This window comes from Streptomyces sp. SID5643, assembly GCF_009872555.1.
GTDB classification, from domain to species: domain Bacteria; phylum Actinomycetota; class Actinomycetes; order Streptomycetales; family Streptomycetaceae; genus Streptomyces; species Streptomyces iakyrus.
The window spans coordinates 1-23,412 of sequence record NZ_WWIC01000140.1 but is presented as its reverse complement, the minus strand read 5'-3'; the positions used below and the strand labels follow the sequence as shown (position 1 = coordinate 23,412).

The window sequence follows — 23,412 nt, the reverse complement described above, 5'->3', positions numbered from 1 at the left end:
CATGCAGCCACCGGCCCGGGAGCGCGTCCTGGACGCTGCGCATCAGCTGATGCTCACCGTCGGGCTCGCCCGCGCCACCACGAAGGAGATCGCCCGGGCAGCCGGTTGCTCCGAGGCCGCGCTCTACAAGCACTTCACGAGCAAGGAGGACCTGTTCATCCGCGTCCTCTCGGAGCGGCTGCCCCAACTCGGCCCGCTGCTGCGGGGACTGGCCGCGGAGCCCGGGCAGGGCACGCTGGAGGCGAACCTCAGGGAGATCGCCCACCAGGCGGCCCTGTTCTACGAGCAGAGCTTTCCGATCGCCGCGTCGCTGTACGCCGAGACGCAGTTGAAGCGGCGGCATGACGAGATGATGCGCGAGCTGGGTACGGGCCCGCATGTGCCGATCGCGTACCTGGACGACTACCTGCGGGCCGAGCGGGCCGCCGGGCGGGTGAGGGCCGACGTGGACACGTTCACCGCGGCGTCGTTGCTGATGGGGGCGTGCGCGCAGCGGGCGTTCGCGTACGACGCGGCACCGGGGGGCCGCCCCCCGGTGGAGTCGTTCGCCGCGGGTCTGGCCCGCACGCTGCTGGCGGGTATCGCGAGCTGACCCGCGTCCTGCCGGTGCCGGGGCGGGTCAGCAGCCCGCCGGAGCGGCGGAGGCCGCCGCAGGCACCCGGCACCGGCATACCGCCCCTCGAGAAGCGACCCGCACCCCTAGGACATCAACCAGTCGTCAACGCCCGACAGCAGCTTGGCCTTCACGTCCTCCGGGGCCGCCGAACCCCGGACCGACTGCCGGGCCACCTCCGCCAGCTCGGCGTCCGTGAACCCGTGATGCCGTCGGGCGATCTCGTACTGCGCGGCAAGACGCGACCCGAACAGCAACGGGTCGTCCGCGCCCAGCGCCAACGGCACGCCCGCCTCGAACAGCGTCCGCAGCGGCACGTCCTCCGGCTTCTCGTACACCCCGAGCGCCACGTTCGACGCGGGGCACACCTCGCAGGTCACCTGCCGGTCCGCCAGCCGTTTCATCAGCCGCGGGTCCTCCGCGGCCCGCACCCCGTGACCCACCCGGCTCGCCCCGAGGTCGTCCAGACAGTCCCGCACCGACGACGGGCCCGCCAGCTCACCGCCGTGCGGCGCCGACAGCAACCCGGCCTCGCGGGCGATCCCGAACGCCCGGTCGAAGTCCCGCGCCATCCCCCGCCGCTCGTCGTTCGACAGTCCGAACCCGACCACGCCCCGGTCCGCGTACCGCACGGCCAGCCGGGCCAGCGTCCGCGCGTCCAGCGGGTGCTTCATCCGGTTCGCCGCGACCAGCACCCGCATCCCGAGCCCGGTCTCCCGCGACGTCGTCTCCACCGCGTCCAGGATGACCTCCAGCGCCGGGATCAGCCCGCCCAGCCGGGGCGCGTACGACGTCGGGTCGACCTGGATCTCCAGCCACCCCGACCCGTCCCGCACGTCCTCCTCCGCGGCCTCCCGCACCAGCCGCTGGATGTCCTCCGGCTCCCGCAGGCACGAACGCGCAGCGTCGTACAGCCGCTGGAAGCGGAACCAGCCCCGCTCGTCCGTGGCCCGCAGCCTCGGCGGCTCCCCGCCGACCAGCGCCTCGGTCAGCGCCTCGGGCAGCCGTACCCCGTACTTGTCGGCCAGTTCCAGCACGGTCGAGGGCCGCATCGACCCGGTGAAGTGCAGGTGCAGATGGGCTTTCGGCAGCTCAGAGACATCACGTACACGCTCCATCCAAAGATCCTGCCGTACGTCCCAGCCGTCCCGGTAGCTCTTTCCCCGAACGTGGTCTTGCTCGCACGCGTACACGAGAAAGGCGAGCCGCTCCCCGCAAGGGGAACGGCCCGCCACCGCCTCACGTGAGGCACAGCTCTCAGTCCCTGGCCTCCGCCAGCAGCTTCTGGATCCGGCTCACGCCCTCGACCAGGTCCTCGTCACCCAGCGCGTACGACAGCCGCAGGTACCCGGGCGTGCCGAACGCCTCACCGGGCACCACCGCGACCTCGGCCTCCTCCAGGATCAGCGCGGCCAGCTCGACCGTGTCCTTCGGCCGCCTGCCCCGGATCTCCTTGCCGACCAGGGCCTTCACCGACGGGTACGCGTAGAACGCGCCCTCCGGCTCCGGGCACAGCACGCCGTCGATCTCGTTCAGCATCCGCACGATGGTCTTGCGGCGCCGGTCGAAGGCCTCACGCATCGTCGCCACGGCGTCCAGGTCACCGGAGACGGCGGCCAGTGCGGCGGCCTGGGCGACGTTGGACACGTTGGACGTGGCGTGCGACTGGAGGTTCGTCGCGGCCTTGACGACGTCCTTCGGGCCGATGATCCACCCGACACGCCAGCCGGTCATCGCGTACGTCTTCGCGACGCCGTTGACCACGACGCACTTGTCGCGCAGCTCCGGCAGTACCGCCGGCAGCGACACGGCGGAGGCATCGCCGTAGACGAGGTGCTCGTAGATCTCGTCGGTCATCACCCACAGGCCGTGCTCGACGGCCCAGCGACCGATGGCCTCGGTCTCCTGCTCGCTGTAGACCGCGCCGGTCGGGTTGGACGGCGAGACGAAGAGGACGACCTTCGTCTTCTCCGTGCGGGCCGCCTCCAGCTGCTCGACGGTCACCCGGTAGCCGGTCGTCTCGTCGGCGACGACCTCCACCGGGACACCCCCGGCCAGCCGGATCGACTCCGGGTACGTCGTCCAGTACGGCGCGGGCACGATGACCTCGTCGCCCGGGTCGAGGATCGCGGCGAAGGCCTCGTAGATGGCCTGCTTGCCACCGTTGGTGACCAGGATCTCCGAGACGTCCGGCTCGTAGCCCGAGTCGCGCAGCGTCTTCGCGGCGATCGCGGCCTTCAGCTCGGGGAGGCCGCCGGCCGGCGTGTAGCGGTGGTACTTCGGGTTCGAGCAGGCATCGATGGCCGCCTGCACGATGTAGTCCGGAGTCGGGAAGTCGGGCTCACCGGCGCCGAAGCCGATCACCGGCCGCCCGGCGGCCTTGAGGGCCTTGGCCTTGGCGTCCACGGCGAGGGTGGCGGACTCGGAGATCGCGCCGACTCGGGCGGAGACCCGGCGCTCGGTGGGAGGGGTTGCAGCGCTCATGGGCCCCATCGTTTCAGACCGGAAACGCGCGCGGCACGGGGGTTTCACAGACTGAACAACCTCGGGCAAACCCCTGAACAACAGTGCGGATCTCCTGCACGGCCTGCGCGATCTTCAGCGGATTCCCGTCAGTCCGCCCCCCGCCCCGGAGGCGATCTTCCGCCAACGAGCCTTCCCGCGGCCCCTTTCTGTTCGACGACCGGCCGCGGAGCACGTACACTCTCACCTCGTTGGCCTCTCACAGGCCGCGCCCGTTCGGTGCACACCAAGCATCCGGACGGATGCGGTACGTTGGGGGACACACAAAGGGTCGTAGCTCAATTGGTAGAGCACTGGTCTCCAAAACCAGCGGTTGGGGGTTCAAGTCCCTCCGGCCCTGCTACACACACCTTCGCCAGGATGTGTGCGCATGTACGTACAGCAATGCACCGCCGTGCGGCTCAGACCGGGCGCGGCACGGCCACGACCCGGAATCAGGTGAGGACGAGTGACGGACGCCGTGGGCTCCATCGACATGCCTGATGCCCAGGACGAGGCGCCGGAGTCGAAGAAGACCCGCAAGGGTGGTAAGCGTGGCAAGAAGGGCCCGCTGAAGCGCCTTGCCCTCTTCTACCGTCAGATCGTCGCGGAACTGCGCAAGGTCGTCTGGCCGACGCGCAACCAGCTGACGACCTACACGACCGTGGTGATCATCTTCGTCGTCATCATGATCGGCCTGGTCACCGTGATTGACTATGGGCTCAGCAACGCCGCCAAGTACGTGTTCGGCTGAGCAGTCCGCGAAGAGCGCCGAGGTACCCGGCGCTCCTTTCGCATGTTCCACCCCCTTGTATCCAGGAAGAAGCAGCCACCGTGTCTGACCCGAACGTGAACGACGCCATCGAGCCGGTCGAGTCCGTCGAGGACGAGCTCGACATCGTCGAGGGCGCGGACAACGAGGACACCGAGGCCTCCGCCGAGGTCGAGGCTGCCGACGCCGTCGCGGACGACGCCGCCGAGGCGGAGACCGAGGACGGCGAAGAGGCCGCGGAAGAACTCGTCGAGGAAGAGCCCGAGGACGACCGCGACCCGATCGAGAAGCTCCGCGAGGAACTGCGCGTCCTGCCCGGCGAGTGGTACGTCATCCACACCTACGCCGGCTACGAGAACCGCGTGAAGACCAACCTGGAGCAGCGCGCCGTCTCGCTGAACGTCGAGGACTACATCTTCCAGGCCGAGGTGCCGCAGGAAGAGGTCGTCCAGATCAAGAACGGCGACCGCAAGACGATCAAGCAGAACAAGCTCCCGGGCTACGTCCTCGTCCGCATGGACCTGACGAACGAGTCCTGGGGCGTCGTCCGCAACACCCCCGGCGTCACCGGCTTCGTGGGCAACGCCTACGACCCGTACCCGCTGACCCTGGACGAGATCGTCAAGATGCTCGCCCCGGAGGCCGAGGAGAAGGCCGCCCGTGAGGCCGCCGAGGCCGAGGGCAAGCCGGCTCCGCAGCGCAAGGTCGAGGTCCAGGTGCTGGACTTCGAGGTCGGCGACTCGGTCACCGTCACCGACGGCCCGTTCGCCACGCTTCAGGCGACCATCAACGAGATCAACCCGGACTCGAAGAAGGTCAAGGGCCTCGTCGAGATCTTCGGTCGCGAGACGCCGGTCGAGCTCTCCTTCGACCAGATCCAGAAGAACTGACTTCCGGACTCACCGCTTCCGCGCAGGTCAGGCGATCGCTCCGGCGCTTGCCTGACCTGCTCGGTTTTTGGCCGCGCATCTATACCCGTTATCGTTGTGCGGTATGCCTGCATCCGGGTGGTCCCCGTATGCGGGCAGGACCCGAATCGAAAGGACCCGGAGAGCTATGCCTCCCAAGAAGAAGAAGGTCACGGGGCTCATCAAGCTCCAGATCCAGGCCGGTGCCGCCAACCCGGCCCCGCCGGTCGGCCCCGCGCTGGGTCAGCACGGCGTGAACATCATGGAGTTCTGCAAGGCCTACAACGCCGCGACCGAGTCGCAGCGTGGCTGGGTGATTCCGGTGGAGATCACGGTCTACGAGGACCGTTCCTTCACCTTCATCACCAAGACGCCGCCGGCCGCGAAGATGATCCTGAAGGCCGCGGGCATCGAGAAGGGCTCGGGCGAGCCGCACAAGACCAAGGTCGCGAAGATCACGCGTGACCAGGTCCGTGAGATCGCCACGACCAAGATGCCCGACCTCAACGCCAACGACCTGGACGCCGCCGAGAAGATCATCGCCGGCACCGCCCGTTCCATGGGCGTCACGGTCGAGGGCTGAGCCCCAACCTCCATCAGCAGAAGTGGCAGGGCCTGCTCGGCCCGGACCACGACTCCTAAGAATCCACAGGAGCAGTAGTGAGCAAGCGCAGCAAGTCCCTTCGCGCTGCGGACGCCAAGGTCGACCGGGAGAAGCTCTACGCCCCGCTCGAGGCCGTCCGTCTCGCCAAGGACACCTCCACGACCAAGTTCGACGGCACCGTCGAGGTCGCCTTCCGCCTGGGTGTCGACCCGCGCAAGGCCGACCAGATGGTCCGTGGCACCGTGAACCTTCCGCACGGCACCGGCAAGACCGCCCGGGTCCTGGTCTTCGCGACCGGTGACCGTGCTGCGGCCGCGGAGGCCGCGGGCGCCGACATCGTCGGCTCCGACGAACTGATCGACGAGGTGTCGAAGGGCCGTCTGGACTTCGACGCCGTCGTCGCCACCCCGGACCTCATGGGCAAGGTCGGCCGCCTCGGCCGCGTGCTCGGTCCGCGTGGTCTGATGCCGAACCCGAAGACCGGCACCGTCACCCCCGACGTGGCCAAGGCCGTCACCGAGATCAAGGGCGGCAAGATCGAGTTCCGCGTCGACAAGCACTCGAACCTGCACTTCATCATCGGCAAGTCGTCCTTCGACGACACCAAGCTGGTGGAGAACTACGGCGCCGCGCTGGAGGAGATCCTCCGTCTGAAGCCGTCCGCCGCCAAGGGTCGCTACATCAAGAAGGCCGCCATCAGCACCACGATGGGCCCCGGCATTCCGGTCGACCCGAACCGCACCCGCAACCTCCTCGTCGAGGAGGACCCGGCTGCGGTCTGAGCCTGAGGCTCACCCAACCGGTCACGGGCCCCGCACCTCTTACAGGTGCGGGGCCCGTTCCCTTTTCCGGTACGTACGCCGGTGGCCTGGGTTAACGTGCGGGAACCGGATACGAACGGGGGACGTATGCAGGGCACGACCGTGCGCCGCGTGGGCCTGGTGCTCGCGGCGGCGACCGCGCTGACGGGGGTGGCGGCCTGCACGTCCCAGGACTCCTCCGGCGACCCGGGCCGGGACGACCGCGCCGCCCGTGGCCGCTCCCTGGCGGCCCTGCGCTCCGCCGAGCGCGCGACCGAGCACGCCGCGTCCGCCCGGGTCGAGTCCACGACCACCATGGGCTCGCTGATGTCCATGACCGCCGACGGGATCCTCGGCTGGGGTGACGGCCTCACCGGCACCCTCACCATCACGTACACCGGCGGCACCGTGGGCGACACCATGCGCCGGCTCGGCACCACCTCCATGGAGGCCCGCTACCTGCCCGACGCGTACTACGCGCGCCTGGGCGAGAAGTTCGCCGAGCAGACCGGCGGCAAGCACTGGATCCGGTACGCGTACGACGACCTCCAAGCCCTCGCCGGCAGCTCCGGTCCCCACCTCGGCGACCAGATGCGCAGTACCACCCCCAACCAGTCGGTGAAGCTCCTGCTGTCCGCCGGCGACGTCAGGAAGGTCGGCGAGGAGACCGTCCGCGGCAAGGCCGCCACGCACTGGTCCGGCACCGTGGCGGCGGCCGACGTCGCCGACGCCGGACTGCGCAAGCAGCTCACCGGGGCCGGAGTCACCACGGAGACCGTCGACATCTGGATCGACAAGCGGAACCTGCTGGTCAAGAAGGTCGAGAAGGCGCGGATGACCACGGGCCTGATGACCCAGACCGCGCATTACGCCGACTACGGCGCCGCGGTCCGGGCCGAGCGGCCCCCGGCGTCCGACACCGGGGACTTCGAGGACCTGATGAGGAAGCGGACCGGAACGCCCTGAGGCCTCCGTCAATCCCGATAGATCACTTGTGCCCCGCTGGGATAGGCTCACGGCCTTGCTGTGAAGCAAGCATGTATTCCTTGGGGGGAATCAAATGAGAACATCCATACCTGCCGCCGGGCTGGGCGCTCTGCTTCTCGCCGCCGGCGCTGTCGGCTGCGGCTCCGAGGAGTCGCCCGAGATGACGCCCGCGGCGGCCGTCGCCAAGGCGGCGAAGAACACGGAGGACATCACGTCTCTCCAGTACCGCATGAAGGGCACGGTCCCGGAGTCGGGCCGCGTCGAGGGCGAGGCGGCCATGCGCCTGAAGCCCACGATCGCCATGAGCATGAAGATGCAGGCGCCCGATCAGGCCGCCGGTGAATCCGTGGAGATCCGGCTCGTCGACAAGGCCATGTATCTCGGTGGGGGAGCCGAGATGGCCAAGCAGATGGACGGCAAGCGCTGGCTGAAGTTCGACCTCTCCGGTTCCGACGCGGCCAAGGACCTGGACAAGATGGGGTCCACGAGCCAGGCCGAGCAGAACCCGGCGGCGCAGTCCACCTTCCTCACGGGCGCCAAGGACGTGAAGAAGGTCGGCAGCGAGAAGGTCGACGGCGTCGAGACCACCCACTACACGGGCACGGCCACCCTCGCCGATCTGCGTGCTTCGCTCAAGGACAGCAAGGGCGAGACCCGCGAGCAGCGCGAGAAGAGCCTCAAGCAGTTCGAGAAGCTCGGCGTCGACAAGCTCACGATGGACATGTGGGTCGACGGCGACGAGCACACCAAGCAGTTCCGCATGAAGGGCCAGGCCGACAAGGGCCCGATGGACATGACCATCACCTTCCTCGACTACAACAAGCCGGTCACCGTCAAGGCCCCGCCGGCCGGCGAGGTCGCGGACCTGGGCGAGATGTTCAAGGAGCTGGACCAGGGCTGAACCGCCCCGCGCTGATCAGCCGTACGGGCGGATTTGCTTGACGGCGATCCGTTCCCGTACTCTCCTAACGAAGCCAAAGACCGCTGGTCGTTACCGCGCGCTCATCTGAGGGCGCGGTGGCCGAAGGATCCGCTGAACGGCGGACGACCCGCGCAGGTGACACTGGAGAAGCTCCCGGAAACCGCCCGCCCCGTGCGTGCGTGAGACCGGTCGAGCTACGCCCCGTGCGCTTGCGCCGGGGCGTTTCGTTTTCCCCAGTCCTCCTTCGGGTCCGCGCGGTCCGAATCACCCGGAAGGAGGCCGAGGCTCATGGCGAGGCCTGACAAGGTCGATGCCGTCGAGGAGATGCGGGACAAGTTCCGCAACTCCAACGCTGCTGTCGTTACCGCGTACACCGGTCTCACCGTCGCGCAGCTCCAGCAGCTGCGTCGTTCACTCGGTGAGAACGCTCAGTACCGTGTGGCGAAGAACACGCTGACCAAGATTGCGGCCAACGAGGCCGGGATCACGACGCTGGACGACCTCTTTGCGGGTTCGTCGGCCGTCGCCTTCGTGACCGGTGACCCGGTCGAGGCGGCGAAGGGTCTCCGTGACTTCGCCAAGGACAACCCCAACCTCGTCATCAAGGGCGGCGTCCTTGACGGCAAGGCGTTGTCCGCCGATGAGATCAAGAAGCTTGCGGACCTCGAGTCCCGCGAGGTTCTGCTCTCCAAGCTGGCCGGTGCCATGAAGGGCAAGCAGTCCCAGGCTGCCTCTGTCTTCCAGGCGCTGCCGTCGAAGCTCGTCCGCACCGTGGACGCGCTCCGTGCCAAGCAGGACGAGCAGGGCGGTGCCGAGTAACTCGGCTCGCATCCCGGCCGCCGCTGCCTGAACGCGGCGACCGTCGCGGGCCAGTAGTACGCCCGCCTCACATGTACATCCGGCACCTGCCGATTTAGTGGAAGGACCGCCAATCATGGCGAAGCTCAGCCAGGAAGACCTGCTCGCGCAGTTCGAGGAGATGACCCTCATCGAGCTCTCCGAGTTCGTGAAGGCGTTCGAGGAGAAGTTCGACGTCACCGCCGCCGCTGCCGCGCCGGTCGTCGTCGCCGGTGGTGCCGCTGGTGGCGCCGCCGCCGAGGCCGCTGAGGAGCAGGACGAGTTCGACGTCATCCTCACCGGTGCCGGCGACAAGAAGATCCAGGTCATCAAGGTCGTGCGTGAGCTGACCTCCCTGGGTCTGAAGGAGGCCAAGGACCTCGTGGACGGCGCCCCGAAGCCCGTTCTCGAGAAGGTCGCCAAGGACGCCGCCGAGAAGGCCGCCGAGTCCCTCAAGGGCGCCGGCGCCTCCGTCGAGGTCAAGTAAGACCCTCGGATCCGTCAGGATCCACAACACGTCCCCCTGGACGTGTAACGCGTAAGCGCGGAAGAGCGATCATCCATCCGGGTGGTCGCTCTTCGGCGTTCTCGGGGGTGGGCCACGGTTGCCTGGAAGCCCCGGTGGCGGGGGGTATGGTGATCTTCGTCGTGTCTTCGGGCGGCCCCGGATCGGGCAGAGGGGCCTTGACGAACCGCACGCAGCGCGCAATTCTCAGGACGCGTCGTCACAGGATCCGAATCCGAGGCATGGATCGACGACGAAGAGGGCAGTACTAACGTGCGTTGAGGGCAGCGCCTTGTCGCAGGAGTGGAACAACGAGGGTGAACACGGGTTCCAGGACCCGCACTGGACATCAGTGTGCCAAGTGGCTACACTGACCCTTTGCGCTGCCTGTTAGCTGTCCCCTGCCCGTCACCAGGGGTCTGCCCTCACCCGAGCATCGATGACAAGACATGCCTGACCTGGCCTTTCGGCCCTCAAGGCACAGCTTGTCTCCGTGTACGGGAGAGGGGCCGGTACGCGCGTAGTGAGTCCGAGCCCTCGGAAGGACCCCCTCTTGGCCGCCTCGCGCAACGCCTCGACCGCGAATACGAACAACGCCGCCAGCACTGCCCCGCTGCGCATCTCTTTTGCAAAGATCAAGGAGCCTCTCGAGGTTCCGAACCTGCTCGCGCTGCAGACCGAGAGCTTCGACTGGCTGCTCGGCAACACCGCCTGGCAGAGTCGGGTCGAGGAGGCTCTCGAGAACGGTCAGGACGTCCCCACCAAGTCCGGGCTCGAGGAGATCTTCGAGGAGATCTCCCCGATCGAGGACTTCAGCGGGTCGATGTCGCTGACCTTCCGCGACCACCGCTTCGAGCCGCCGAAGAACTCCATCGACGAGTGCAAGGACCGCGACTTCACGTACGCGGCCCCGCTCTTCGTCACCGCTGAGTTCACGAACAACGAGACCGGCGAGATCAAGTCCCAGACGGTCTTCATGGGCGACTTCCCGCTCATGACGAACAAGGGCACCTTCGTCATCAACGGCACCGAGCGTGTCGTGGTGTCGCAGCTCGTCCGTTCGCCCGGTGTCTACTTCGACTCCTCCATCGACAAGACGTCCGACAAGGACATCTTCTCCGCGAAGATCATCCCGTCCCGGGGTGCCTGGCTGGAGATGGAGATCGACAAGCGCGACATGGTCGGTGTCCGCATCGACCGCAAGCGCAAGCAGTCCGTCACCGTCCTGCTCAAGGCGCTCGGCTGGACCACCGAGCAGATCCTGGAGGAGTTCGGCGAGTACGAGTCGATGCGCGCCACCCTGGAGAAGGACCACACCCAGGGCCAGGACGACGCGCTGCTCGACATCTACCGCAAGCTGCGTCCGGGCGAGCCCCCCACGCGTGAGGCCGCGCAGACGCTGCTGGAGAACCTGTACTTCAACCCCAAGCGCTACGACCTGGCCAAGGTCGGCCGCTACAAGGTCAACAAGAAGCTGGGTGCGGACGCTCCGCTGGACGCGGGCATCCTGACCGTCGAGGACATCATCTCGACGATCAAGTACCTGGTGAAGCTGCACGCGGGCGAGACCGAGACGGTCGGCGACAGCGGTACGGAGATCGTCGTCGAGACCGACGACATCGACCACTTCGGCAACCGCCGCCTGCGCAGCGTCGGCGAGCTCATCCAGAACCAGGTCCGTACGGGTCTGGCGCGTATGGAGCGAGTCGTCCGCGAGCGGATGACGACCCAGGACGTCGAGGCGATCACGCCGCAGACCCTGATCAACATCCGGCCGGTCGTCGCCTCCATCAAGGAGTTCTTCGGCACCAGCCAGCTGTCGCAGTTCATGGACCAGAACAACCCGCTGTCGGGCCTCACCCACAAGCGCCGCCTGTCGGCTCTTGGTCCGGGTGGTCTCTCCCGTGAGCGGGCCGGCTTCGAGGTCCGTGACGTGCACCCCTCGCACTACGGCCGCATGTGCCCGATCGAGACGCCCGAAGGCCCGAACATCGGTCTGATCGGCTCGCTCGCCTCCTACGGCCGGGTCAACGCGTTCGGTTTCGTGGAGACCCCGTACCGCAAGGTGTTCGAGGGCCAGGTCACCGACGAGGTCGACTACCTGACCGCCGACGAGGAGGACCGCTTCGTCATCGCGCAGGCCAACGCGCAGCTGACGGACGACCTCCGCTTCGCCGAGGCCCGGGTGCTCGTCCGCCGTAAGGGCGGCGAGGTCGACTACGTCGGTGGCGAGGACGTGGACTACATGGACGTCTCGCCGCGCCAGATGGTGTCGGTCGCGACGGCCATGATCCCCTTCCTGGAGCACGACGACGCCAACCGTGCCCTCATGGGCGCGAACATGATGCGTCAGGCCGTGCCGCTGATTAAGTCCGAGTCCCCGCTCGTCGGCACCGGCATGGAGTACCGCTCCGCGGTCGACGCCGGCGACGTGGTCAAGGCCGAGAAGCCCGGTGTGGTCCAGGAGGTCTCCGCGGACTACATCACCACCGCCAACGACGACGGCACGTACATCACGTACCGCCTGGCCAAGTTCGCCCGCTCCAACCAGGGCACCTCGGTCAACCAGAAGGTCATCGTCAACGAGGGCGACCGGATCATCGAGGGCCAGGTCCTGGCCGACGGTCCGGCCACCCAGAACGGCGAGATGGCGCTGGGCAAGAACCTGCTCGTGGCGTTCATGCCGTGGGAGGGTCACAACTACGAGGACGCGATCATCCTGTCGCAGCGCCTCGTGCAGGACGACGTCCTCTCCTCGATCCACATCGAGGAGCACGAGGTCGACGCCCGTGACACCAAGCTCGGCCCCGAGGAGATCACCCGGGACATCCCGAACGTCTCCGAGGAGGTCCTCGCCGACCTCGACGAGCGCGGCATCATCCGTATCGGTGCCGAGGTCGTCGCCGGCGACATCCTCGTCGGCAAGGTCACGCCCAAGGGTGAGACCGAGCTGACGCCGGAAGAGCGCCTGCTGCGCGCCATCTTCGGTGAGAAGGCCCGTGAGGTCCGTGACACCTCGCTGAAGGTGCCGCACGGCGAGATCGGCAAGGTCATCGGCGTCCGCGTCTTCGACCGCGAGGAGGGCGACGAGCTTCCCCCCGGTGTGAACCAGCTGGTGCGCGTCTACGTCGCGCAGAAGCGCAAGATCACCGACGGTGACAAGCTCGCCGGCCGTCACGGCAACAAGGGCGTCATCTCGAAGATCCTGCCGATCGAGGACATGCCGTTCCTGGAGGACGGCACCCCGGTCGACATCATCCTCAACCCGCTCGGTGTGCCGTCCCGAATGAACCCGGGACAGGTGCTGGAGATCCACCTCGGCTGGCTCGCCAGCCGCGGCTGGGACGTCTCCGGCCTCGCGGACGACTGGGCGCAGCGCCTCCAGGCCATCGAGGCCGACCAGGTCGCGCCGGGCACCAACGTCGCCACCCCCGTCTTCGACGGTGCGCGTGAGGACGAGCTGGCCGGTCTGCTCAACCACACCATCCCGAACCGCGACGGCGAGCGCATGGTGCTCCCGACCGGTAAGGCGCCGCTGTTCGACGGCCGCTCCGGCGAGCCGTTCCCGGAGCCGATCTCCGTCGGCTACATGTACATCCTCAAGCTGCACCACCTGGTCGACGACAAGCTGCACGCCCGGTCGACCGGTCCGTACTCGATGATCACCCAGCAGCCGCTGGGTGGTAAGGCCCAGTTCGGTGGCCAGCGCTTCGGTGAGATGGAGGTGTGGGCGCTGGAGGCTTACGGCGCCGCGTACGCCCTCCAGGAGCTGCTGACCATCAAGTCCGACGACGTGACCGGCCGCGTGAAGGTCTACGAGGCCATCGTCAAGGGCGAGAACATCCCCGAGCCCGGCATCCCCGAGTCCTTCAAGGTGCTCATCAAGGAGATGCAGTCCCTGTGCCTCAACGTGGAGGTGCTGTCCTCGGACGGCATGTCCATCGAGATGCGCGACACCGACGAGGACGTCTTCCGCGCTGCGGAGGAGCTTGGCATCGACCTGTCCCGGCGTGAGCCGAGCAGCGTCGAAGAGGTCTGACGGGAGTCCGGAGGCCTTCGCGATGAAGGCCTCCGGCCCCAGGACCCCCGTATCAGACCCCATGACTTACAACCCTGAGAGGGATTGACGCATAGTGCTCGACGTCAACTTCTTCGACGAGCTCCGGATCGGTCTGGCCACCGCTGACGACATCCGTCAGTGGAGCCACGGCGAGGTCAAGAAGCCCGAGACGATCAACTACCGCACGCTCAAGCCCGAAAAGGACGGACTCTTCTGCGAGAAGATCTTCGGTCCGACCCGGGACTGGGAGTGCTACTGCGGCAAGTACAAGCGTGTTCGCTTCAAGGGCATCATCTGTGAGCGGTGTGGCGTCGAGGTCACCCGCGCCAAGGTGCGCCGTGAGCGGATGGGCCACATCGAGCTGGCCGCGCCCGTCACGCACATCTGGTACTTCAAGGGTGTTCCGTCGCGCCTGGGCTACCTGCTCGACCTGGCGCCGAAGGACCTCGAGAAGGTCATCTACTTCGCGGCGTACATGATCACGTACGTCGACGAGGAGCGCCGCACCCGCGACCTGCCCTCGCTGGAGGCCCACGTCTCCGTCGAGCGCCAGCAGATCGAGCAGCGCCGCGATGCCGACCTGGAGGCCCGCGCCAAGAAGCTCGAGACCGACCTGGCCGAGCTGGAGGCCGAGGGCGCCAAGGCCGACGTGCGCCGCAAGGTGCGCGAGGGCGCCGAGCGGGAGATGAAGCAGCTGCGCGACCGTGCGCAGCGCGAGATCGACCGCCTCGACGAGGTGTGGAACCGCTTCAAGAACCTCAAGGTCCAGGACCTGGAGGGCGACGAGCTGCTCTACCGCGAGCTGCGTGACCGCTTCGGCACGTACTTCGACGGCTCGATGGGTGCCGCGGCGCTGCAGAAGCGCCTGGAGTCCTTCGACCTCGACGAGGAGGCCGAGCGCCTCCGCGAGATCATCCGTACCGGCAAGGGCCAGAAGAAGACCCGTGCGCTCAAGCGCCTGAAGGTCGTCTCCGCGTTCCTGCAGACCAGCAACAGCCCCAAGGGCATGGTGCTCGACTGCGTGCCGGTCATCCCGCCGGACCTCCGCCCGATGGTGCAGCTGGACGGTGGCCGCTTCGCGACCTCCGACCTGAACGACCTGTACCGCCGTGTGATCAACCGGAACAACCGCCTGAAGCGGCTTCTCGACCTCGGTGCGCCCGAGATCATCGTGAACAACGAGAAGCGCATGCTCCAGGAGGCCGTCGACGCGCTGTTCGACAACGGCCGCCGCGGTCGCCCGGTCACCGGTCCCGGTAACCGCCCGCTGAAGTCCCTCAGCGACATGCTGAAGGGTAAGCAGGGCCGCTTCCGTCAGAACCTGCTCGGTAAGCGTGTGGACTACTCCGCGCGTTCCGTGATCGTCGTCGGTCCGCAGCTGAAGCTGCACCAGTGCGGTCTGCCCAAGGCGATGGCGCTGGAGCTCTTCAAGCCGTTCGTGATGAAGCGCCTGGTCGACCTGAACCACGCGCAGAACATCAAGTCGGCGAAGCGCATGGTCGAGCGCGGCCGCACGGTCGTGTACGACGTGCTGGAAGAGGTCATCGCGGAGCACCCGGTTCTGCTGAACCGTGCGCCCACGCTGCACCGCCTCGGCATCCAGGCCTTCGAGCCGCAGCTGGTCGAGGGCAAGGCCATCCAGATCCACCCGCTCGTCTGCACCGCGTTCAACGCGGACTTCGACGGTGACCAGATGGCCGTGCACCTGCCGCTGTCCGCGGAGGCGCAGGCCGAGGCCCGCATCCTGATGCTGTCCTCGAACAACATCCTCAAGCCGGCCGACGGCCGCCCGGTGACGATGCCGACCCAGGACATGGTCCTCGGTCTGTTCTTCCTCACCACCGACGGCGAGATGCGCGACCTCAAGGGTGAGGGCCGTTCCTTCGCCTCGGTCGCCGAGGCGATCATGGCCTTCGACGCGGGCGAGCTGTCGCTCCAGTCGAAGATCGACGTCCGCTTCCCGGTCGGCACCATCCCGCCGCGTGGCTGGACCCCGCCGGCGCGCGAGGAGGGTGAGCCCGAGTGGCAGCAGGGTGACAGCTTCCGGCTGAACACCACGCTGGGCCGTGCGCTCTTCAACGAGCTGCTGCCCGAGGACTACCCGTTCGTCGACTACGAGGTCGGCAAGAAGCAGCTCTCCGAGATCGTCAACGACCTCGCCGAGCGCTACCCCAAGGTCATCGTGGCGGCGACGCTCGACAACCTGAAGGCGGCCGGCTTCTACTGGGCGACCCGTTCCGGTGTCACCGTGGCCATCTCCGACGTCGTCGTTCCCGAGGCGAAGAAGGAGATCGTCCGCGGGTACGAGGCGCAGGACGAGAAGGTCCAGAAGCAGTACGAGCGCGGTCTGATCACCAAGGACGAGCGCACGCAGGAGCTCATCGCGATCTGGACCAAGGCGACCAACGAGGTCGCCGAGGCGATGAACGACAACTTCCCGAAGACCAACCCGATCTTCATGATGGTGAACTCGGGTGCACGAGGCAACATGATGCAGATGCGTCAGATCGCCGGTATGCGTGGTCTGGTGTCGAACGCGAAGAACGAGACGATCCCGCGTCCGATCAAGGCGTCGTTCCGTGAGGGCCTGTCCGTGCTGGAGTACTTCATCTCCACGCACGGTGCCCGTAAGGGTCTGGCGGACACCGCTCTGCGTACCGCCGACTCGGGTTACCTCACCCGTCGTCTGGTCGACGTCTCCCAGGACGTCATCATCCGCGAGGAGGACTGCGGCACCGAGCGCGGTCTGCGCCTCAAGATCGCGGACCGGAACGCCGAGGGCGGTCTGGTCAAGACCGAGGACGTCGAGACGTCGGTGTACGCGCGCTGCCTCGCCGAGGACATCGTGGTCGACGGACAGGTGCTGGCCCCGGCCGGTACCGACCTCGGCGACGTCCTCATCGAGGAGCTCGTCCAGCGCGGCGTCGAGGAGGTCAAGACCCGCTCGGTCCTGACCTGCGAGTCCGCCGTCGGCACCTGCGCGATGTGCTACGGCCGTTCGCTGGCCACCGGCAAGCTGGTCGACATCGGTGAGGCGGTCGGCATCATCGCCGCCCAGTCCATCGGTGAGCCCGGTACCCAGCTGACGATGCGTACCTTCCACACCGGTGGTGTGGCCGGTGACGACATCACCCAGGGTCTGCCGCGTGTCGTCGAGCTCTTCGAGGCCCGTACCCCGAAGGGTGTCGCCCCGATCTCCGAGGCCCAGGGCCGCGTGCGGATCGAGGAGACCGAGAAGACCAAGAAGATCGTCGTCACCCCGGACGACGGCAGCGACGAGACGGCGTTCCCGATCTCCAAGCGTGCCCGTCTCCTGGTCAGCGAGGGCGAGCACGTCGAGGTGGGCCAGAAGCTCACCGTGGGTGCCACCAACCCGCACGACGTGCTGCGCATCCTGGGCCAGCGTGCCGTTCAGGTCCACCTGGTCGGCGAGGTCCAGAAGGTCTACAACTCGCAGGGTGTGTCGATCCACGACAAGCACATCGAGATCATCATCCGGCAGATGCTGCGCCGCGTGACGATCATCGAGTCCGGCGACGCCGAGCTGCTGCCCGGCGAGCTGGTCGAGCGCTCGAAGTTCGAGCACGAGAACCGTCGTGTGGTCCAGGAGGGTGGTCACCCGGCTTCGGGTCGTCCGCAGCTCATGGGTATCACCAAGGCCTCGCTGGCGACGGAATCCTGGCTGTCGGCCGCCTCCTTCCAGGAGACGACCCGAGTCCTGACGGACGCGGCGATCAACGCCAAGTCCGACAGCCTCATCGGCCTCAAGGAGAACGTCATCATCGGTAAGCTCATCCCGGCCGGTACGGGTCTGTCCCGCTACCGCAACATCCGGGTCGAGCCGACCGAGGAGGCCAAGGCCGCGATGTACTCGGCCGTCGGCTACGACGACATCGACTACTCGCCGTTCGGCACGGGCTCCGGCCAGGCCGTTCCGCTGGAGGACTACGACTACGGTCCGTACAACCAGTAAGCGAGTCGCTTGAGCCAAGGGCGGTCATCCTTCGGGGTGGCCGCCCTTCGGCGTGTCCGCCGTCCGGCCGACACGCGGTGCCCGTTGTGGACGCACCGGTGTCGGAACCGCGGCTTCGGCGCATCATGGAAGGACTCCGGCCCCGGGGAGGTGCTCCGTGTCGCAGCCCTATCCGTCCTGGCAGCCCTGGCAGGGCTCCGGCGCCCCTTCGATGCTCGCGTCGCACGCAGACCGGGAGCGGGCCGTGGACGTGCTCAGAGCCGGGTACGGCGAGGGGCGCCTGGAGCACGGAGAATTCGAGAAGCGGGTCGGGCGGGCGTATGCCGCGCGGACCGTGGGGGAGCTGGCGCTGCTCGTCGCTGATCTGCCCCAGGGGCCGCTGCCGCGGCCGGCCTCGTACGCGCCCGTGTCGGCCTCGTTCCTGCCCGTGCCGCGGCCGCGGACCAACGGGAAGGCCGTGGCGGCCGGGGTGTGCGGGCTGCTGTGCGTGCCCACCATGGGGCTGACCGGGATCCCTGCGGTCGTGCTGGGGCATGTGGCCCGGGCCGAGATCCGCAGCCGGGGAGAGCTGGGGGACGGGCTCGCGCTGACCGGTCTGGTGCTCGGATGGTTGTCGACGGCAGGTTGGGCACTCGTTCTGGTGTTGCTGACGGTGGTGTCCGTCGTAGCATCCTGAAGGTATGCATATCGGACACTCGCCGACGAATTGAAGATCGACAACGGCTGAGGGGCTTGACATGTCCCGCCCGGCGATGCGGGCGGTGCCCATTTGTTTTGACCGCAGCGAATGCGGTAGGTACGCTCAGACCTTGTGCCTGGGGTGTGCCCTGGCCCGCGTGTGTGCCATGAACCGCACGGCGGGCCGACACTGGCCACCGTAATCTGCGCTGTTTCTGCCTCGCGGCGGGAGTCCGCGGGTTCGACACACCCGACCGCGTGGGTCGGAGATGTTCCAGGTTAGCTTCACCATTCGGCACACAGAAACCGGAGAAGTAGTGCCTACGATCCAGCAGCTGGTCCGGAAGGGCCGGCAGGACAAGGTCGAGAAGAACAAGACGCCCGCACTCGAGGGTTCGCCTCAGCGTCGTGGCGTCTGCACGCGTGTGTTCACGACCACCCCGAAGAAGCCGAACTCGGCCCTGCGTAAGGTCGCGCGTGTGCGTCTGACCAGCGGGATCGAGGTCACCGCTTACATTCCGGGTGAGGGACACAACCTGCAGGAGCACTCCATCGTGCTCGTGCGCGGCGGCCGTGTGAAGGACCTGCCGGGTGTTCGCTACAAGATCATCCGTGGTTCGCTCGACACCCAGGGTGTCAAGAACCGCAAGCAGGCCCGCAGCCGCTACGGCGCCAAGAAGGAGAAGTAAGAATGCCTCGTAAGGGCCCCGCCCCGAAGCGCCCGGTCATCATCGACCCGGTCTACGGTTCTCCTCTGGTGACCTCCCTCATCAACAAGGTGCTGCTGAACGGCAAGCGCTCCACCGCCGAGCGCATCGTCTACGGCGCCATGGAGGGTCTGCGTGAGAAGACGGGCAACGACCCGATCATCACGCTGAAGCGCGCGCTGGAGAACATCAAGCCGACCCTCGAGGTCAAGTCCCGCCGTGTCGGTGGTGCGACGTACCAGGTTCCGATCGAGGTCAAGCCCGGTCGCGCCAACACGCTCGCGCTGCGCTGGCTGGTCGGTTACTCCCGCGCCCGTCGCGAGAAGACCATGACCGAGCGCCTGCTCAACGAGCTTCTCGACGCCTCCAACGGCCTCGGTGCCGCTGTGAAGAAGCGCGAGGACACCCACAAGATGGCCGAGTCCAACAAGGCCTTCGCGCACTACCGCTGGTAGTCGCTACCCACATCGAGACCGAGAGAAGACTGAAGCCTTATGGCTACCACTTCACTTGACCTGGCCAAGGTCCGCAACATCGGGATCATGGCCCACATCGACGCGGGCAAGACGACCACCACCGAGCGGATCCTGTTCTACACCGGCGTGTCGTACAAGATCGGTGAGGTCCACGACGGCGCTGCCACCATGGACTGGATGGAGCAGGAGCAGGAGCGTGGCATCACGATCACGTCTGCTGCGACCACCTGTCACTGGCCGCTCGAGGACAACGACTACACCATCAACATCATCGACACCCCGGGCCACGTCGACTTCACCGTCGAGGTGGAGCGCTCCCTGCGTGTGCTCGACGGTGCCGTGACGGTGTTCGACGGTGTCGCCGGTGTCGAGCCGCAGTCCGAGACGGTGTGGCGTCAGGCCGACCGTTACGGCGTGCCGCGTATCTGCTTCGTCAACAAGCTGGACCGTACCGGCGCCGAGTTCCACCGCTGCGTGGACATGATCTCGGACCGCCTGGGCGCGCAGCCGCTGGTCATGCAGCTGCCGATCGGTGCGGAGGCGGACTTCAAGGGCGTCATCGACCTCGTGACGATGAAGGCCCTGGTCTGGTCGGCCGAGGCGACCAAGGGCGAGATGTACGACACCGTCGACATCCCGGACACCCACGCCGAGGCTGCCGAGGAGTACCGCGGCAAGCTGCTCGAGGCCGTCGCCGAGAACGACGAAGAGCTGATGGAGCTGTACCTGGAGGGCACCGAGCCCACCGTGGAGCAGCTCTACGCCGCGATCCGCCGTATCACGATCGCGTCCGGCAAGGGCGGCGGCACCACCGTCACCCCCGTGTTCTGCGGCACCGCGTTCAAGAACAAGGGCGTTCAGCCCCTGCTCGACGCGGTCGTGCGCTACCTGCCCACCCCGCTCGACGTCGAGGCCATCGAGGGCCACGACGTCAAGGACCCGGAGCAGGTCATCGCGCGCAAGCCGTCGGAGGACGAGCCCCTCGCCGCGCTCGCGTTCAAGATCATGAGCGACCCGCACCTCGGCAAGCTCACCTTCGTCCGGGTCTACTCGGGCCGCCTGGAGTCCGGCACCGCCGTGCTGAACTCCGTCAAGGGCAAGAAGGAGCGCATCGGCAAGATCTACCGTATGCACGCGAACAAGCGTGAGGAGATCGAGTCGGTGGGCGCCGGCGACATCGTCGCCGTCATGGGCCTGAAGCAGACCACCACCGGTGAGACGCTGTCCGACGACAAGAACCCGGTGATCCTGGAGTCCATGGACTTCCCGGCGCCGGTCATCCAGGTCGCCATCGAGCCCAAGTCCAAGGGCGACCAGGAGAAGCTGGGCGTCGCCATCCAGCGCCTGGCCGAGGAGGACCCGTCCTTCCAGGTCCACTCGGACGAGGAGACCGGCCAGACCATCATCGGCGGTATGGGCGAGCTGCACCTCGAGGTGCTGGTCGACCGTATGCGCCGTGAGTTCAAGGTCGAGGCCAACGTCGGCAAGCCGCAGGTCGCCTACCGTGAGACGATCCGCAAGGCCGTCGAGCGCGTCGACTACACGCACAAGAAGCAGACTGGTGGTACCGGCCAGTTCGCCAAGGTGCAGATCGCGATCGAGCCGATCGAGGGCGGCGACGCCTCCTACGAGTTCGTGAACAAGGTCACCGGTGGCCGCATCCCGAAGGAGTACATCCCTTCGGTGGACGCCGGTGCGCAGGAGGCCATGCAGTTCGGCATCCTGGCCGGCTACGAGATGACGGGCGTCCGCGTCACGCTCATCGACGGTGGCTACCACGAGGTCGACTCCTCCGAGCTCGCGTTCAAGATCGCCGGTTCGCAGGCCTTCAAGGAGGCCGCGCGCAAGGCGTCCCCCGTGCTCCTTGAGCCGATGATGGCCGTCGAGGTCACCACGCCCGAGGACTACATGGGTGAGGTCATCGGCGACATCAACTCCCGCCGTGGTCAGATCCAGGCCATGGAGGAGCGGGCCGGTGCCCGCGTCGTGAAGGGCCTCGTGCCCCTCTCGGAGATGTTCGGTTACGTCGGCGACCTGCGCAGCAAGACGTCCGGCCGTGCGAGCTACTCCATGCAGTTCGACTCCTACGCCGAGGTTCCCCGGAACGTCGCCGAGGAGATCATCGCGAAGGCCAAGGGCGAGTAACGCACAGCGTCTACACGCCGTAGGCTTGACTCCGGAGCCTTGAGGGGCATTCCACCGCTCTCGCGGTGAGAGTGCCCCGGGGCCCGGGCTTTCCAGCAAAGATCACCTGGCGCCGATGAAGTAAGGCGTACCAGAACCACTCCCAGGAGGACCCCAGTGGCGAAGGCGAAGTTCGAGCGGACTAAGCCGCACGTCAACATCGGCACCATCGGTCACATCGACCACGGTAAGACGACCCTCACGGCCGCCATTACCAAGGTGCTGCACGACGCGTACCCGGACCTGAACGAGGCCTCGGCCTTCGACCAGATCGACAAGGCTCCTGAGGAGCGCCAGCGCGGTATCACCATCTCCATCGCGCACGTCGAGTACCAGACCGAGACGCGTCACTACGCCCACGTCGACTGCCCCGGTCACGCGGACTACATCAAGAACATGATCACGGGTGCGGCGCAGATGGACGGCGCCATCCTCGTGGTCGCCGCCACCGACGGCCCGATGCCGCAGACCAAGGAGCACGTGCTCCTGGCCCGCCAGGTCGGCGTTCCGTACATCGTCGTCGCCCTGAACAAGGCCGACATGGTGGACGACGAGGAGATCCTGGAGCTCGTCGAGCTCGAGGTCCGTGAGCTCCTCTCCGAGTACGAGTTCCCGGGCGACGACGTTCCCGTCGTCAAGGTCTCCGCTCTGAAGGCCCTTGAGGGCGACAAGGAGTGGGGCAACTCGGTTCTCGAGCTCATGAACGCCGTCGACACGGCGATCCCCGAGCCCGAGCGTGACGTCGACAAGCCGTTCCTCATGCCGATCGAGGACGTCTTCACGATCACCGGTCGCGGTACGGTCGTCACCGGCCGTATCGAGCGTGGTGTCCTGAAGGTCAACGAGACCGTCGACATCATCGGCATCAAGACCGAGAAGACCACCACCACGGTCACCGGTATCGAGATGTTCCGGAAGCTCCTCGACGAGGGCCAGGCCGGTGAGAACGTCGGTCTGCTCCTCCGTGGCATCAAGCGCGAGGACGTCGAGCGCGGCCAGGTCATCATCAAGCCGGGCTCGGTCACCCCGCACACCGAGTTCGAGGCGCAGGCCTACATCCTGTCCAAGGACGAGGGTGGCCGCCACACGCCGTTCTTCAACAACTACCGCCCGCAGTTCTACTTCCGCACGACGGACGTGACCGGCGTGGTGACCCTCCCCGAGGGCACCGAGATGGTCATGCCGGGTGACAACACCGAGATGAAGGTGGAGCTCATCCAGCCCGTCGCCATGGAAGAGGGCCTGAAGTTCGCCATCCGTGAGGGTGGCCGGACCGTGGGCGCCGGCCAGGTCACCAAGATCAACAAGTGAGTCTTCGGACTGGCTTGAGGGTCTCATGACCTGAGTGGCTCGAAGGGGCCCGTACGACTTCGGTCGTGCGGGTCCCTTTGCCGTTTCCGGGGGTGGTCACCTGCGGCAGGTCGGTGCGCGGGCGGGCCGAGGTCTGGGGTGTGCTTCCTGTAGTCGGTCAGAAGCCCAGGTACGTGATCTGGACGATGTAGATCCGCTCGCTGCGGACGACGACCTGATACGTGAACATGCCGCCGGGGACGATGATGTCGCCGCCCTCCGGATCGACGGCGTCATGGGCCTTTCCAGCTCACCCGCGGACTGCCTTCATGGCTTCGTCCAGGACAGCGCTCAGTTCACGCAGGGAGTGCCCGGCCAGGCTGTCCCGCTGGGGTCGCGGGGCAGCGAGACGACGTGTGCGGCCGTTGCCCTCCTCATACGGCTTCCAAGGGTTCGGTTCGGCCGGAGCGGCAGTCGCGGCAGTGGCCGGGGTCCGGGGCGCGGAAGGCTCGGTCGCAGCCGTCGCAGGTCTGGAGGGGGTGCCGCGCGGGTGGTCGGGGCGTCGGTGGGGCGAAGGGCGGTGGGGGTGGCAGT

The 23,412-nt window shown here is 67.1% G+C and carries 18 protein-coding genes, 1 tRNA gene and 1 pseudogene; 17 read left to right on the top strand and 3 right to left on the bottom strand.

The genetic code is table 11. From position 1 onward, the window contains the following. Position 1 precedes the first annotated feature (1 nt). A complete protein-coding gene (locus GTY56_RS17675) occupies positions 2-592 on the top strand; it encodes a TetR/AcrR family transcriptional regulator (protein WP_161366338.1) in 591 nt (196 codons plus the stop codon). A 107-nt stretch (positions 593-699) separates the two neighbouring features. Here GTY56_RS17675 and GTY56_RS17670 read toward each other — a convergent pair whose 3' ends face one another. Next, the gene (locus GTY56_RS17670; protein WP_161366337.1) at positions 700-1,731 is read right to left on the bottom strand and encodes an adenosine deaminase; all 1,032 of its coding nucleotides are present in this window, start codon (positions 1,729-1,731) and stop codon (positions 700-702) included. 139 nt (positions 1,732-1,870) lie between these two features. Further along, on the bottom strand, positions 1,871-3,097 hold the full coding sequence (locus tag GTY56_RS17665) for a pyridoxal phosphate-dependent aminotransferase (RefSeq protein ID WP_161366336.1): 1,227 nt from the start codon (positions 3,095-3,097) through the stop codon (positions 1,871-1,873). A gap of 306 nt (positions 3,098-3,403) precedes the next feature. On the opposite strand from GTY56_RS17665, the gene GTY56_RS17660 reads away from it, so the two are divergent. The 16 genes from GTY56_RS17660 (at position 3,404) to tuf (ending at position 22,839) form a co-directional block, all read left to right on the top strand. Continuing rightward, positions 3,404-3,476 (top strand) — tRNA-Trp (locus tag GTY56_RS17660). Positions 3,477-3,584: 108 nt separating this feature from the next. Beyond that, complete coding sequence (gene secE, locus GTY56_RS17655) at positions 3,585-3,869, top strand: preprotein translocase subunit SecE (RefSeq protein WP_030839741.1); 285 nt, start codon at positions 3,585-3,587, stop codon at positions 3,867-3,869. Positions 3,870-3,949: 80 nt separating this feature from the next. After that, on the top strand, positions 3,950-4,777 hold the full coding sequence (gene nusG / locus GTY56_RS17650) for a transcription termination/antitermination protein NusG (RefSeq protein WP_033308988.1): 828 nt from the start codon (positions 3,950-3,952) through the stop codon (positions 4,775-4,777). Between the two features lie 166 nt (positions 4,778-4,943). Continuing rightward, on the top strand, positions 4,944-5,378 hold the full coding sequence (gene rplK, locus GTY56_RS17645; RefSeq protein WP_003992325.1) for a 50S ribosomal protein L11: 435 nt from the start codon (positions 4,944-4,946) through the stop codon (positions 5,376-5,378). A 77-nt stretch (positions 5,379-5,455) separates the two neighbouring features. After that, the gene (gene rplA / locus GTY56_RS17640) at positions 5,456-6,181 is read left to right on the top strand and encodes a 50S ribosomal protein L1 (RefSeq protein WP_033308987.1); all 726 of its coding nucleotides are present in this window, start codon (positions 5,456-5,458) and stop codon (positions 6,179-6,181) included. Positions 6,182-6,307: 126 nt separating this feature from the next. Beyond that, positions 6,308-7,165 carry an SCO4651 family lipoprotein gene (locus tag GTY56_RS17635; protein ID WP_161366335.1) on the top strand — a complete coding sequence of 286 codons (858 nt, stop codon included), beginning with the start codon at positions 6,308-6,310 and terminating at the stop codon, positions 7,163-7,165. A 94-nt stretch (positions 7,166-7,259) separates the two neighbouring features. Then, a complete protein-coding gene (locus GTY56_RS17630; RefSeq protein ID WP_161366334.1) occupies positions 7,260-8,087 on the top strand; it encodes an SCO4651 family lipoprotein in 828 nt (275 codons plus the stop codon). 309 nt (positions 8,088-8,396) lie between these two features. Continuing rightward, positions 8,397-8,927 (top strand): 50S ribosomal protein L10, encoded by a 531-nt coding sequence (gene rplJ, locus GTY56_RS17625; RefSeq protein WP_033308984.1) that lies wholly within the window; start codon positions 8,397-8,399, stop codon positions 8,925-8,927. Positions 8,928-9,042: 115 nt separating this feature from the next. Next, a complete protein-coding gene (rplL, locus tag GTY56_RS17620; RefSeq protein WP_033308983.1) occupies positions 9,043-9,432 on the top strand; it encodes a 50S ribosomal protein L7/L12 in 390 nt (129 codons plus the stop codon). 571 nt (positions 9,433-10,003) lie between these two features. Next, complete coding sequence (rpoB, locus tag GTY56_RS17615) at positions 10,004-13,489, top strand: DNA-directed RNA polymerase subunit beta (protein WP_161366333.1); 3,486 nt, start codon at positions 10,004-10,006, stop codon at positions 13,487-13,489. A 94-nt stretch (positions 13,490-13,583) separates the two neighbouring features. Beyond that, entirely contained in the window at positions 13,584-17,483 is a 3,900-nt protein-coding gene (locus GTY56_RS17610) for a DNA-directed RNA polymerase subunit beta' (RefSeq protein WP_161366332.1), read from the top strand. Positions 17,484-17,640: 157 nt separating this feature from the next. Then, on the top strand, positions 17,641-18,159 hold the full coding sequence (locus tag GTY56_RS17605) for a DUF1707 domain-containing protein (RefSeq protein ID WP_161366331.1): 519 nt from the start codon (positions 17,641-17,643) through the stop codon (positions 18,157-18,159). Between the two features lie 319 nt (positions 18,160-18,478). Beyond that, positions 18,479-18,850 (top strand): 30S ribosomal protein S12, encoded by a 372-nt coding sequence (gene rpsL / locus GTY56_RS17600; protein ID WP_003948652.1) that lies wholly within the window; start codon positions 18,479-18,481, stop codon positions 18,848-18,850. A 2-nt stretch (positions 18,851-18,852) separates the two neighbouring features. Continuing rightward, on the top strand, positions 18,853-19,323 hold the full coding sequence (rpsG, locus tag GTY56_RS17595; RefSeq protein WP_003992340.1) for a 30S ribosomal protein S7: 471 nt from the start codon (positions 18,853-18,855) through the stop codon (positions 19,321-19,323). 39 nt (positions 19,324-19,362) lie between these two features. Next, positions 19,363-21,489: an elongation factor G gene (gene fusA / locus GTY56_RS17590; protein ID WP_033308979.1), complete on the top strand. Its 2,127-nt coding sequence runs from the start codon at positions 19,363-19,365 to the stop codon at positions 21,487-21,489. A 156-nt stretch (positions 21,490-21,645) separates the two neighbouring features. Then, entirely contained in the window at positions 21,646-22,839 is a 1,194-nt protein-coding gene (gene tuf, locus GTY56_RS17585) for an elongation factor Tu (protein WP_033308978.1), read from the top strand. A gap of 413 nt (positions 22,840-23,252) precedes the next feature. Here tuf and GTY56_RS40610 read toward each other — a convergent pair. After that, a pseudogene (locus tag GTY56_RS40610) lies at positions 23,253-23,412 on the bottom strand (helix-turn-helix domain-containing protein); the annotation flags it as partial.

Excerpts from the sequence above, each read along its gene's own strand:
- GTY56_RS17665 (WP_161366336.1), bottom strand. The coding sequence starts at position 3,097 with ATGAGCGCTGCAACCCCTCCCACCGAGCGCCGGGTCTCCGCCCGAGTC.
- rplJ (WP_033308984.1), top strand. The coding sequence starts at position 8,397 with ATGGCGAGGCCTGACAAGGTCGATGCCGTCGAGGAGATGCGGGACAAG.
- GTY56_RS17635 (WP_161366335.1), top strand. The coding sequence starts at position 6,308 with ATGCAGGGCACGACCGTGCGCCGCGTGGGCCTGGTGCTCGCGGCGGCG.
- GTY56_RS17670 (WP_161366337.1), bottom strand. The coding sequence starts at position 1,731 with ATGGAGCGTGTACGTGATGTCTCTGAGCTGCCGAAAGCCCATCTGCAC.
- GTY56_RS17675 (WP_161366338.1), top strand. The coding sequence starts at position 2 with ATGCAGCCACCGGCCCGGGAGCGCGTCCTGGACGCTGCGCATCAGCTG.
- GTY56_RS17630 (WP_161366334.1), top strand. The coding sequence starts at position 7,260 with ATGAGAACATCCATACCTGCCGCCGGGCTGGGCGCTCTGCTTCTCGCC.
- rplL (WP_033308983.1), top strand. The coding sequence starts at position 9,043 with ATGGCGAAGCTCAGCCAGGAAGACCTGCTCGCGCAGTTCGAGGAGATG.
- fusA (WP_033308979.1), top strand. The coding sequence starts at position 19,363 with ATGGCTACCACTTCACTTGACCTGGCCAAGGTCCGCAACATCGGGATC.
- rplK (WP_003992325.1), top strand. The coding sequence starts at position 4,944 with ATGCCTCCCAAGAAGAAGAAGGTCACGGGGCTCATCAAGCTCCAGATC.
- rpsG (WP_003992340.1), top strand. The coding sequence starts at position 18,853 with ATGCCTCGTAAGGGCCCCGCCCCGAAGCGCCCGGTCATCATCGACCCG.